This is a genomic window from Cytobacillus kochii (assembly GCF_044790165.1).
GTDB classification, from domain to species: Bacteria; Bacillota; Bacilli; order Bacillales; family Cytobacillaceae; genus Cytobacillus; species Cytobacillus kochii.
The window spans coordinates 4,480,689-4,493,237 of the sequence record NZ_CP085254.1; the positions used below are offsets into that span (position 1 = coordinate 4,480,689).

The following is a 12,549-nucleotide window of genomic DNA, read 5'->3' on the forward strand; positions in this document are numbered from 1 at the left end:
TATCCTCCTATCGATATTTTATTTGGATACTCCTTTTATACTCATAGAGCCTTTGCTCCTTTTGAATAAAGAGCTTTTGAGCTTCTGTAAAAGATATCTTTTCAAAAAACACCTCTTCTCCAGGCTTTGTTTGAGCCAACACATGTAAATCGATGGATGCCACCTGTCCAATCTTCGGGTATCCTCCAGTCGTTTGCCTATCAGCCATTAAGATGATTGGTTGCCCGTCAGGAGGTACTTGAATGGTCCCCATAGCAACAGCCTCTGAGATCATTTCTTTCTCTTCTGATAATGCGAGTGCACTACCATTCAGGCGATAACCCATTCGATCCGACTGTGAAGCTACCTTATAAGGGTTATTAAATAATGCTATTTTGCTTTCTTTATTAAAAAGAGAAAATTGCTTCCCTTCAATGACCCTAATTCTTTGATTAGAGGGCCTTCTCATCTGAACCGGTATATGCCATTTTGCTTCAACAAATGGCTTGTTAGGTTGTTTTAATGAATCGATCATTTTTTTCGATAAGCTACTCTTCTCTTTTAAAGTTAATCGATCGCCTTTTTGAAGCGCGCGCCCATTATGTCCGCCAATATGTGCACGTAAATAAGTAGCATAACTATCCATGACCAACTCGACATCAAACCCACCAGCAATGGCTAAATAAGTACGACAGCCCTCTTTATACGAAGCGAATGTTAGCTCACTTCCGGCATTTACCCAAATAGGTTTCCACAGCCCTACTTGCTGTCCATTAATTTGCGGACCGATATCTCCTCCACAAAGACTAATCAAACAATCTTCGTGAAAAACAATGCGTGGGCCAATTAATGTCATTTCTAATGTAGGTTGTTCTTCGGTGTTCCCGACAAGCATATTCGCAATCTTATGCGCATCTTGATCCATGACACCACTGGCGATTACACCATATTTCTGGTATCCTGTTCGGCCAAGATCTTGTAGGGTCGATAATAAACCTGGTTTCTTAATCTCTATCATGACTGCTCAGCCTCCAATTGCTTATACTCATCAAAGCTAATTGGCTTAAATTGAATGCGATCGCCAGCCCTTAACAAAGTTGGCATTTCTTCCTGTGGTGTAAATAATTCGATTGGCGTCCTTCCAATCAATTGCCAACCTCCAGGTGTTTCAATAGGATATACACCTGTTTGCATCCCTGCAATCCCAACAGTCCGAGCTGGAATTTGTAGCCTTGGTGATTTCCTCCTAGGTGCCGCAATCTTTTCAGACATTCCTCCGATGAATGGAAAGCCAGGAGCAAAACCAATCATATGGACCAAATAATCACCAGCTGAATGAATTTCGATTACTTCATCGGGTGTTAGGTGATTTAACCGGGCAACCTCATGTAAATCGGGACCAAATTCCCCACCATAACAGACAGGAATGTCAATTTTCCTCGAAGATAGGCGATTTTGTGTATCCACAGATTTTAATAATTCATTCAGTTCTGCGCATACAAATTCATAAGGCAGTTGCTCTTTATCGCATAATTGACTAACCTTCCAAATGTCATAAAATACCGAAATATTCGTGTAAGCTGGAATGCATTCCTTCATCCACGGTAAGCGTTGATCCTCGAGAAAATTCGAGAACATTTGAATTTGTTGTTGGGTTTCAGATGAAATCTGATCCCCTAATTCTATAAGAAGAGCTTGGTCTCCCAACGGACAAAAGTGCCATTTCAATTTACACCCCTCCTTATCTAAGCTGTTCAGTTTATTTGTAAAAAATTCAATTATACTAATAATCTATTTATACAGATTATTTTATTTAAATAATACAATAAAGTATTAAAAATAAAAAGCAACCCTAACGATATTTACTATCTTTCAATAATAAAGATTGTTAGAGTTGCTTTATTGATGAATGCTTAATAGTTTTTTGTATTTAATTGATAATGATTCATTAAGTTCGTGATTTGATTACAAAAATGAGTAGCATTTTTCTCGCAATCCTCTTTTACCCAGTTTAGTATAATTTTGGTGAACCCACCAATTTGAAATTGAATTAAGTATTCTGCAATATCAACGTCAGTGAATACTTCCGCTAGCCCCTCTTCTATCATTTCAATGAATTCTTCCATAACTAAGTATTCCAAATCATGCGCAAATAGCTTTCTCAATACTGGTTTTTGTAGTTCTGTGATCATAAACATCATATGGATCATTTGCGCTATAGTTAGATTATCTTGTTTCTTCCTCATATTGAATAAATCTCTATACAATTGACGTAAATAGATGCGTATAATATCTTCTTTTGTGCCAAAGTTTCTATAAAAAGTTATTCGTGCAATCCCTGCTTGTTTCGTAATTGCTGAAATTTTTATTTCACGAAATTGAAATTGATTCATCAATTCCATTAAAGCACTACACACAATCTCACGTGTTTTGGTTACTTGCTTATTCGTTGCTTCATTCAATTTTCTACTCCTTTTTAGGATCTATTTACTTTCTCTATAAACACAATTGCTCTAATCTAGTTCTAAATTCTCAATTAATTAAAACAAAACACATTCTTTTTACCTATAACATATTTATTTTAACACAAAACGCTCTATAAAAACCTGCTCAAAAATATATAGATAGAATGGACGAATTAACAGTATACTAATTTTGAATCCATAAAAACTAGGTGATAGTAAATGACCTTTGATCAACTAAAACATTTTTCAACTGTGGCAAAAACACAATCATTCACTGTGGCAGCTCATGAACTTTTCCTTTCTATATCGGCATTAAGTCAATCCATCAGTAGTTTAGAGACCGAGCTAGGGTTGATGTTGTTTAAACGCTCCCGTTCTGGTGCCCATTTAACTGCTGAAGGCGCTCTATTAATTGAAAAGGCAGAAGAAATCATGAAGATGACGGAAGAGTTTCAAACATTCGCGCAAGCGCAAACAGAAAAACTCCAAGGGCATCTTCGTATCTCTACAATACCAGGCCCTTCAAACGCCTTACTTGCCGCTGTATTTTCTTTTAAGAAAGAACATCCAAATGTCTCCATAGAGCTTCAAGAGTTAGGACCAAAGGAGATAACAGAAAAACTAATCAACGAAGAAATGGACGTGGGTATGCTTGTTGTTGGGCCATCTTCTGAAGTAAATGAAGATAAATTCCACTTTGAACCACTGCTAGAAGGCTATATGGTTGCTGGCGTACAAGCCCATTCCGCACTTGCTGAAAAGCCTTTTATTTCAAAAAAAGATTTATCAAGATATCCCATTATTTTATATCAAGATGCTTACCTTAATCAGACGATCAAACAGCTTCTTGATAACAATAGCCAAAGAAATCTAGTTGTAAAAACCAATCATACAAATGCAATTACCCAATGGGTATCTAGTGGTAATGCGATAACGATTGGACTTGATTATTCATTTCAGCATATTGATGGGATTACCGGGGTGAAAATACAAGAATTAAAAGAAGAAAGAGTTCACTACGGCTGGGTTCATTTAAAGAAAAAACATATAAACCGACTGACAGATATTTTCCTTGAAACATTAAACCAGGAAATGAATAAGCTTATTGCGCAATCAAACGAGATGTGACATTTATGAAAAGGAACGTCCTCTGCATAAGGAAATGAAAATTGGCTAAGAACATCGGTTTAAAGGGGTAAAAATCCGAACGCACACGAACCCTAAAGAAAGCATTCGAGTGACTGTTCGGATTTTCTTCTTATACTAAAATAACCCACAAAATCATTGCTACGATGATAGAAACAAGTCCTTGTAATAATGTCGCCATTGTTTGAGCTTTGTAAGCATCTGTTACCTTCATACCAGTAAATTGTGTAACAACCCAGAAGTAACTATCATTCACATGACTAACGGTCATTGCACCCGCTCCAATAGCCATTACAACTAATGCTAGCGGTACTGCTCCTTCAATACCAACAACCGGAAGCATTGGGGCAATTAATGAAGATGTTAGTACTAATGCTGTTGTTGATGAACCTTGTGCTGACTTTAATGCTGCAGCAATCATGAAAGGAATAATCAAGAACAGCGCACCTGTAAACATATCGGAAATGTCCCAACCCTGAATAATATCAGCAACACCAGAGTTTTTGATTACTGTCCCAAAAACTCCACCTGCTCCAGTAATTAAAAGTACAGGTGCGGCATCTAATAATCCTTTACCAACCCAATTAGTTAATGTTTCCTCATTAAATTGAGGTAATAATGGTAGAGCAGCGAGAATACCAATGAACAATGCTATAACTGGTGTACCTAAGAAACCAATAAATTGTGCAAACCAACCTTCGTATCCCAGAACGGCAACAATTGAACCTAACCCGATTAATAGAATAGGTAAGATAATTGGGAAGAATGCTTGAAAAGTCGAAGGCATCTTACCAAATGAAGCGACAACCTTATCATAATCGAATTCCTCTGTGTTACGATCCTCTGGAACTTCAATTCTTGTTGCTACTTTAACTGACCAAAGATAACCAATGGCAGCAGCAGGAATGGCTACAATAAAACCAATTAAAATCACTGTTCCTAAATAGGCTTCTGCACCAATATTCCCCGCAGCGGCAATTGGGCCTGGTGTTGGTGGTACAAGTGTATGAGTGGCATATAATCCTGTAGCTAGTGCTACAGACATTGAAGCCATCGTTACTTTAGCTCTCTTAGCTAATGCCTGGCGTAAACTATTAAGAATAATAAAACCAGAATCACAGAACACTGGAATAGAGACGATGAAACCAATAATACTCATGGCAAGCTGTGGTCTCTTTGGACCCACGATACGTAACACAACCTCTGCCATTCGATAAGCCGCACCTGCTTTTTCTAAGATCACTCCAATAATTGTTCCAAACACAATGACAAGACCGATACTTGTCATAACACCGCCAAATCCACTATTAATGCTCTCAACTATTAAATCAAATGGCATACCTGATGCAAATCCAACGAATAGAGCACCTATTAGTAAAGACATAAATGGATGAATCTTAAACTTTGTTGTCGCTAATACGATAATTAAAACCCCAATAGCAATGATGAAGAATAACATTCTTTTCCCTCCTAAAAATGGATTTATCTTTGAAACGCAATAAATGTTCTCATTACTCGTTCAGCAGCATCCGCTAGCAATTCTGCTGAACGCTTCATCGCCTCGTCTAACTCCATAGGGCTTGTCACTAAACTGTGGACACTAGTAATGCCATATTCATATAACTCTTCAATACCTTTACCAATAGAACCCGCTAGAACAAAGACAGGAATATGATTGATTCTCGCTGCCTCTGCCACACCCATAGGTGTCTTACCAGAGGCGGTTTGAAAATCACACTGGCCTTCACCAGTAAATACACAATCGGCATTCACCATTTTTTCCTTCAGTCCAGTGTACTCAATAACAAGATCAATCCCTCTTTTCATATCTGCATTGAAAAAGGCTTGGAAAGCACCACCAATTCCTCCTGCTGCACCTGCACCCGGCCGATCATGTAAGCGAACTTTAGTCGCATGCTCAATCACATCTGCCCAGTTACCCATATAGTGATCTAACATCTCAACTACTTCAGGACTTGCCCCTTTTTGAGGACCAAAAACATGAGAAGCACCATTAGGACCAATAAACGGATTTTGTACATCAGAAGCGATTAGAAATTGACAATCCTTAATCCGCGAATCAAGAGAGTCTAATTGAACAGACGTAACCTCACCTAACGCTTCTCCCCCAAGACCAATTTCATCTCCGGCATCGTTCATCATTTTTAGCCCTAGAGCTTGTAACATACCAGCTCCGCCATCATTGGTAGCGCTTCCACCAACTGCTAAAATAAAATGACGATAACCATCATCTAACGCTTGCTTAATTAATTCCCCTGTGCCAAAAGTTGTAGCAATCAGTGGATTGCGTTCACTTTTATTTATCAGCTCTAGACCAGAGGCACTCGCCATCTCAATAACACATGTCTTTTCATCGCCGAGTACACCATACTCCGCCGCGACCTTTTTGTGTAATGGACCCATTACACTAACTTTTACCTTTTTTCCCCCCGTTGCGGAAACAAGACTATCCATTGTTCCTTCTCCACCATCCGCTACAGGCACAGAAATAACTTCACACGAAGGAAGCGCTTTCTTAACACCTTTAGCAATTGCTTCTGCAGCAGAAACACTCGATAAGCTACCCTTATATGAATCAGGTGCAATAACTACTTTCATAAACTCGCCACCTAACATCTATTGTGTTATCCTTATTATAATTATGTGTCATACTATTTGTCATCGTTATGATTGAACAAAAAAACAGATTATTTTGGTTAAATTTTTATCTATTATAAACAGATTGTGATATTATTTTACTGATATATAACAAACGAAATGAAGAGAATAAGGATGGGCCATATATGTTAACTCGTGAAATTGCCGCAGAAATTGTTAAGCAAACCATGGTTAGACTGGATAGAAATATAAACATTATGGATGATAGAGGCAAAATAATTGCATCTGGTAACCCCGATCGAATCAATATGATTCATGAGGGAGCAACAGAAGTTTTACGTACTGGTAGAGCTGTCACCATTAGTGATAAGGATATACAATGGAAAAACTCATATCCCGGTGTTAACCTACCAATTCATTTTCAAAAAAAAATCATCGGTGTGATTGGCATTACTGGTGACCCAGATGAAATTTTTGAATTTGGTGAGTTAGTAAAAATGATTACAGAGATGATGATTCAACAATCCTTTAGTTTAGATCAGTTAGAGTGGCAACAAAAAGCGAAGGATCATTTATTCGATGATTTATTGCAGGACTCAATTGAAGATTCATCGATTGAACAACGATTTAAACTATTTGAGATTCATCTTTTGCCCCCCTTTCAAGTGTCAGTCATTAAAACAGATATGCCCAAATTGAAAAAAAATGACTTCATCCAATGGGTGGAAAGATTTTTTCCCAAAGAAAATACATTGATTGGTTTCCTAGGAATCAATCAACAATTTATACTTCATACAGGCTTAACAGAGGAACAAATCATTCATCGGTATCAAAGTTTCATTTCATTTATAGAAGAAAATCAACTTACTGCAAGAATTGGGTTGGGTTCCAATGTAAAGACTGTCAATAACATTCAACATTCCTATCAGCAATCCATTTCAGCTTTAACATTAAGTGCAGAGTCTTCTATTTTTGCTACTTTTAAAGATATTGAAGCACAAGCATTACTGAATGAACTGAGTGAAGCATCTAAAACTTACTACTATACAAGAGTACTGAATGGACTTTCTGAGAAGCTAATTGAGACACTTGAAAGCTTGTTTGCAAATAATTTAAACCTTGGAGAATGTGCGAAAAGTTTATTTATCCATAGAAACTCACTCATTTATCGGCTAAAGAAAATCAAAGAAATAACCGGATATAACCCACAGCATACTCTCGATGCAATTACACTGCAACTTGCGATTTGGCTTAGACAAATGCATAAAGAGTAACTGGTTAAATACCTCACTTGATGGATGTTCTCTGACTCTTGTAAAAAATACCATTTGTGATTTCAAGTAAAATAAGCTCGCCATCTGGTGAGCTTTTCTAATCTATCTACTAATTAATGAAATACAATACTTTGAAAAACCGAAATCTGGTGGACCATACTAATTAGACAATCGCGCAAACGACTGTAAAGTTTCATCTATATCATCTTTTGTCCGTGAAACAATATCTTTTAGCTCATCAGTTATCTCATACACATTCACGACTTGCTCTGTAATATTCTCAATATTTATATTTACTTCTTTCATCGCATTATCAGCTGAGACAGATAGCTTTTTAACTTCTTTGGCAACAACGGCAAACCCTCTTCCTTTTTCACCAGCATGAGCTGCCTCAATAGCAGCATTAATTGCCAATAAATTCGTCTGAGATGCAATATTTCGAATAAGTTTAGATGTTTCTTCGATTAGCTTCATTTGTTGTTTCAACGTTTCTAAAGCTAATACCTTTTCATTAGAGTTAGATAATACCAGTTCAACAAGATGTGTGGGCGCCATTTTTAATTTTGAGATCATCTCATTTGTATGCTGCTCCCTTTCAGTAATGTCCGTGGCAATTTTTAAAACTCCCTTTACCTCTCCTTTCGTTCCTATAACAGGAATATATGTCGCTTCTAACCACAATAATTGGCCAAACTTACCCACTCTTTTGATTTTCTCTTGAAACTTTCTTCCCCTTCTCAAATTACGCCATAGCTCAAGATAGGTTGAACCATTCACCTCTTCAATAGTACAGAAATTCTGATGATCCATTCCTACCATTTCTCCTGACTGATACCCCAGTACTCTAGCAAAATTATCGTTAACCCATATCACTTCTCTATCCAAATTAAACTCAATCATGGCTAAATTTCTCTCAAGTGATGCTAACACTTCATTATTATCTAACACTTGATGATTTTCCTGAAAACCAATTGTTGTATTCATACATGCTCCCTTTCATACGCTAGTAGTTCTTTTTACCCATATCAAACATAAACGAAACCTACAACAGAATATCGTTTTATTTCATCTACTTAAACAAAAAGGTCTTTCCTTTGTTTTTTGCCAAAAAGGAAGAGATAATAAATAGATGGAAATTTGCCAAAGGTGGGGTTAGCACTGAATAAAATGAATATGGAACTCATATTAAAGACACTTGATTATACACGCGTTGGTATTTTAATTACCGATCCGAGTCAGCATGATAACCCTATTATCTATTCTTCTAAAGGTTTTACTGATATGACAGGTTACACCAAAGAGGAGGTAATCGGTAATAATTGTCGTTTTCTACAAGGCGAGCAAACAAGTAATGAAACCATTGCTCGTATTAGAGAAGCAGTAACAAGAAAAGAATCCATACAATGTGAAGTTCTAAATTATAAGAAGAACGGCGATATTTTCTGGAATCACTTAACAATTGATTCGGTTTATATGGAAGAGGAGGAAGCCCATTTTTTTATCGGTGTTCAACATGATATAACTGAACAGAAAGAGGCCGAGCAAAAGTATTTACAGTCCTTACAGAGAATCGAAGAACTTGAAACACCTATTATTCCACTCACAGATAAGGTATCTGTTCTCCCTTTAGTTGGAGAGATGAATGAAAGTCGTTACCATAAGATGACAACGCAATTATTGCAATCATTAGAGAATACATTTGCTGAAACCCTATTAATCGATGTAAATGGATTAACTACTTATAATGAAGAAATTATGCAAAGATTTATTGAACTAGCAAATGTATTATCATTAATGGGTACGTCTATGATATTATGTGGAATCAAACCGGCAATGGCACAGAAATCAATTACATTTGCCGATCGACCTACAAGTAAGCTTAGAACCGCTAGTACAATTAGAGCTGCTCTTGATATTGCTTCTAAATAAAGGAAAAATGCAACTCTAATTGATAGCAGTTGCATTTTTTTCAAATGATTATTTTGGTGTCAGGCTAAACTTTCAATGAATAAACACAACAACTTATCCTGCCATTGATTGTTTCTTCTCTTCTTGTTTCTCTTTTTTTCTAATCTCAGTGAATTTCCGAGATTCAGCCACAATGACTGGAGATAGAAGCAAGAGAGCAATTAAGTTTGGTAAGGCCATTAGTGCATTAAAGATATCAGCAATTCCCCATACCATTTCTAACTCTAAAGCCGAGCCAATGAGTACTGTTATGACAAACAGCACCTTGTATATCACTGCATTTTGATCACCAAATAAATAACCAAAACATTTCTCGCCATAATAAGACCAGCCAATAATAGTCGAATAAGCAAAGAACATAATACCAATAACTACAAGCATATTACCTACACCAGGTAAGAAGAATTCAAATGCTTCTCCCGTTAAACTAGAAGCATTTTCATGCCCCACATAAAGACCACTTAATACAATCGTTAAACCAGTAATCGAACAAACAATAATTGTATCAATAAATGTTCCTGTCATTGAAACTAACGCTTGTCTACCAGGATAATCTGTTTTAGCCGCTGCAGCTGCGATGGGTGCTGAACCAAGCCCCGCTTCATTAGAGAATACCCCACGGGCGATACCATAACGAATGGCCATCCCGACTGCACCACCAGTTGCTGCGGATGGGTTAAAGGCCTCAGAGATAATAAAACCTAATGCTTGAGGTACTTCAGTAATATTCATAAAGATAATAATAAGTCCACCAGCTAAATAAAATAATGCCATGAAAGGAACGAATATCCCCGTAACTCGACCAATTCCTTTAATTCCACCTAACAGTACTAATCCTGTTAATACCATTAGAACAACACCCGTAATCCATGGGTTCACCCCGAAATTAGCTTCAAATGAGCCAGCAACAGTATTTGCTTGTGTCATATTACCAATTCCAAATGAAGCCAAAAATCCAAAGAGAGCAAATAATACAGCTAACCATTTCCAGCCGAGACCTTTTTCAATATAATACATCGGTCCCCCGGAGATTTCACCTTTACTATTCGTCACACGGTATTTAACTGCTAAAATGGCTTCACCGTATTTTGTCGCCATTCCAAAAAATGCAGCTAACCACATCCAGAATAAAGCACCGACCCCACCAAGCATCACTGCTGTCGCTACACCGGTAATATTTCCTATCCCAAGTGTGGCTGCCATAGCTGTCATCAAAGATTGAAAGTGGGATATATCCCCTTTATCTTTATTGTTTTTATCACTTTTACTAAAAGTAAGCTTTAAGGCATACGGAAGTTCCCTTATTTGGATAAATCCTAACCTAAAAGTAAGGAAGATCCCCGTTCCCACTATCAATACTAGGGTTACTGGCCCCCATACAAAATTACCTACTACGCTTATTAAGTTCTGTAGCCATTCCATCATTTTCCCTCCTCTTTAATCTTCTGTTATACAACAATAAACAATTAGATTGAATTATTATATTATAATAGATTCTTTACAAAAAATAAATACGAATTAAAGCATTACCACGTTATTTTGTTGAACATTTTCTAAATTTTTATCATAGTAAGAAAATTAACTTAACTTATAAAGTCTAAAAATTCTAAACTATTAGCCTATAATTCTCTTCTTATATAAGAATCACCTCTTTTTTCTTCAAAATAATGATGAATTCTGTCGAACAAATAACCAATACTTTTGTTTTAAGAATATATTACTGTAAAATTAAATCTTTTGAAGCGGGAACAATGCCTTAAGGGAGAGGTGATTTACCCCATAGGAGTCCTTTAAAGAACCTAGAATGGGTTGTATTTATTCAAACACCTCATGAAAAACATAAGTGGTAGACCCTCCTATCATATCTAACGATAGTGTTTTAAATTTGAACATTACATGGGAGGGATCACCTGATTGAAGCAAATAAAAAAAGTAGGGGTCGCCTACTTTTTTTGGTTTAAGCTTGCACTTCCCGATATTCTGCTTTCTTCTTAAATAGAGCAGCGACAAAGGGACAAGCTGGGACAATTTTTTTGTTTTGACTTTTCACCTCTTGTACAACCGAATCCACTAGTTGTTCAGCAAGTCCAGTACCTCTCGCTTCTTCCTCTACATATGTATGTTCAATAACAATGGTGTGATCGTTTCTTTCCGAAAAAGTAACTTCTCCTTGTTCCTTCCCACTATCATCAATACCATAATGACGATTGCTAGCTTTTTTAATTTCCACGCCTCACACCTCCTTCTTTTATATGATGGCCTTCATTATGCTTTTCTCAAACACGAACCGTACATGTTATAAGAGCAGCGTACCTTTTTAATTATAGTATGTACGAATGATTAATGGGATATGTATTTTTTACGCTTTGTATTTATCCTCTAAGTGACGGGCAAATCCTACTTGTTCGGCCTTCACCTTTGCTTTCTATGGAGGGGCCCTACATGGTCCCACCTGTTTATCCTGGTAGAACGATGGCTCTATTTTTTTGGAAATGATAAGTTACCATGATGATAATAGTAGGGTTCGCTTTCAATTGCCGTTACGGTATGTTGACGAAGTGCTTTTGACGTGAGTATTCTATGCTCATTTAACTCTTGTACCTGCGATGCAAAAATGGTTTGAGGTAGAGGACAATCTAAAGCATTAAACCACTGGCTATCTTTTTTAGCTTGTATAAGGTGCCAACATCCTTTGGGGATATTAACTACTTGGTTGGGGGAAATAGTGAACACCTTGATTTGATGTACATCTGGTAAAACAAATGATACTTCTATTCGCCCCTGTACACAATATAAGAGCGAAGAAGCATTCAGGTGACATTGAATGGGTGTCACTTGACCCTTCTCTTAGGAGACAATCAATAAGATAATATTCTCACCATTACAAAACACCCTTCCCACTCCTTCAACATCAAATTGCTTCATTATATGTAACCTAAATGGAATAATGACGAATGATTTATCTTAAATAGTGAATAATAATTAAATCTTTATTTGAGCTAAGAATACCTTTCTATGAGGATTCGTCCACCACCCTTCCCCCATTTCCTCCATACTGAAAAAAAACAATTCTTATTAACGCCTTGAATAATCGAAAA

At 36.8% G+C, this 12,549-nt stretch carries 12 protein-coding genes; 3 read left to right on the forward strand and 9 right to left on the reverse strand.

Annotated features, from left to right (window positions below):
• Positions 1 to 7 precede the first annotated feature (7 nt).
• From LG276_RS22780 to LG276_RS22790, 3 genes are all read right to left on the reverse strand, one after another.
• Complete coding sequence (locus LG276_RS22780; protein ID WP_341105264.1) at positions 8 to 997, reverse strand: biotin-dependent carboxyltransferase family protein; 990 nt, start codon at positions 995 to 997, stop codon at positions 8 to 10.
• The gene (pxpB, locus tag LG276_RS22785; protein ID WP_341105262.1) at positions 994 to 1,707 is read right to left on the reverse strand and encodes a 5-oxoprolinase subunit PxpB; all 714 of its coding nucleotides are present in this window, start codon (positions 1,705 to 1,707) and stop codon (positions 994 to 996) included. Before pxpB ends, LG276_RS22780 begins: the two co-directional genes overlap by 4 nt.
• A gap of 185 nt (positions 1,708 to 1,892) precedes the next feature.
• A complete protein-coding gene (locus LG276_RS22790; RefSeq protein ID WP_281202846.1) occupies positions 1,893 to 2,441 on the reverse strand; it encodes a TetR/AcrR family transcriptional regulator in 549 nt (182 codons plus the stop codon).
• Between the two features lie 222 nt (positions 2,442 to 2,663).
• On the opposite strand from LG276_RS22790, the gene LG276_RS22795 reads away from it, so the two are divergent.
• A complete protein-coding gene (locus LG276_RS22795; protein ID WP_281202847.1) occupies positions 2,664 to 3,572 on the forward strand; it encodes a LysR family transcriptional regulator in 909 nt (302 codons plus the stop codon).
• Positions 3,573 to 3,702: 130 nt separating this feature from the next.
• Here LG276_RS22795 and LG276_RS22800 read toward each other — a convergent pair whose 3' ends face one another.
• Together LG276_RS22800 and LG276_RS22805 are read right to left on the reverse strand one after the other, a co-directional pair.
• Complete coding sequence (locus LG276_RS22800) at positions 3,703 to 5,049, reverse strand: GntP family permease (RefSeq protein ID WP_224936910.1); 1,347 nt, start codon at positions 5,047 to 5,049, stop codon at positions 3,703 to 3,705.
• A gap of 23 nt (positions 5,050 to 5,072) precedes the next feature.
• Complete coding sequence (locus LG276_RS22805; protein WP_341105256.1) at positions 5,073 to 6,209, reverse strand: glycerate kinase; 1,137 nt, start codon at positions 6,207 to 6,209, stop codon at positions 5,073 to 5,075.
• Positions 6,210 to 6,394: 185 nt separating this feature from the next.
• Here LG276_RS22805 and LG276_RS22810 point away from each other — a divergent pair, with 185 nt between their 5' ends.
• On the forward strand, positions 6,395 to 7,483 hold the full coding sequence (locus LG276_RS22810; RefSeq protein ID WP_095371417.1) for a sugar diacid recognition domain-containing protein: 1,089 nt from the start codon (positions 6,395 to 6,397) through the stop codon (positions 7,481 to 7,483).
• 159 nt (positions 7,484 to 7,642) lie between these two features.
• On the opposite strand, the gene LG276_RS22815 is transcribed toward LG276_RS22810, so the two are convergent.
• Positions 7,643 to 8,467 (reverse strand): methyl-accepting chemotaxis protein, encoded by an 825-nt coding sequence (locus tag LG276_RS22815; RefSeq protein WP_095371416.1) that lies wholly within the window; start codon positions 8,465 to 8,467, stop codon positions 7,643 to 7,645.
• Positions 8,468 to 8,650: 183 nt separating this feature from the next.
• On the opposite strand from LG276_RS22815, the gene LG276_RS22820 reads away from it, so the two are divergent.
• Entirely contained in the window at positions 8,651 to 9,412 is a 762-nt protein-coding gene (locus LG276_RS22820) for an STAS domain-containing protein (protein WP_224936912.1), read from the forward strand.
• A gap of 93 nt (positions 9,413 to 9,505) precedes the next feature.
• Here LG276_RS22820 and LG276_RS22825 read toward each other — a convergent pair whose 3' ends face one another.
• From LG276_RS22825 to LG276_RS22835, 3 genes are all read right to left on the reverse strand, one after another.
• Positions 9,506 to 10,876 (reverse strand): sodium:alanine symporter family protein, encoded by a 1,371-nt coding sequence (locus tag LG276_RS22825; protein ID WP_095371414.1) that lies wholly within the window; start codon positions 10,874 to 10,876, stop codon positions 9,506 to 9,508.
• A 532-nt stretch (positions 10,877 to 11,408) separates the two neighbouring features.
• On the reverse strand, positions 11,409 to 11,681 hold the full coding sequence (locus tag LG276_RS22830) for a GNAT family N-acetyltransferase (RefSeq protein WP_224936913.1): 273 nt from the start codon (positions 11,679 to 11,681) through the stop codon (positions 11,409 to 11,411).
• Between the two features lie 248 nt (positions 11,682 to 11,929).
• Positions 11,930 to 12,286, reverse strand: coding sequence for a cupin domain-containing protein (locus LG276_RS22835; RefSeq protein WP_341105253.1), 357 nt, complete (start codon positions 12,284 to 12,286; stop codon positions 11,930 to 11,932).
• Positions 12,287 to 12,549 lie beyond the last annotated feature (263 nt).

Coding starts and splice junctions, on each gene's coding strand:
- LG276_RS22780 (WP_341105264.1), bottom strand. CDS start 997: ATGATAGAGATTAAGAAACCAGGTTTATTATCGACCCTACAAGATCTT.
- LG276_RS22795 (WP_281202847.1), top strand. CDS start 2,664: ATGACCTTTGATCAACTAAAACATTTTTCAACTGTGGCAAAAACACAA.
- LG276_RS22800 (WP_224936910.1), bottom strand. CDS start 5,049: ATGTTATTCTTCATCATTGCTATTGGGGTTTTAATTATCGTATTAGCG.
- LG276_RS22805 (WP_341105256.1), bottom strand. CDS start 6,209: ATGAAAGTAGTTATTGCACCTGATTCATATAAGGGTAGCTTATCGAGT.
- LG276_RS22810 (WP_095371417.1), top strand. CDS start 6,395: ATGTTAACTCGTGAAATTGCCGCAGAAATTGTTAAGCAAACCATGGTT.
- LG276_RS22815 (WP_095371416.1), bottom strand. CDS start 8,467: ATGAATACAACAATTGGTTTTCAGGAAAATCATCAAGTGTTAGATAAT.
- LG276_RS22820 (WP_224936912.1), top strand. CDS start 8,651: ATGAATATGGAACTCATATTAAAGACACTTGATTATACACGCGTTGGT.
- LG276_RS22825 (WP_095371414.1), bottom strand. CDS start 10,876: ATGATGGAATGGCTACAGAACTTAATAAGCGTAGTAGGTAATTTTGTA.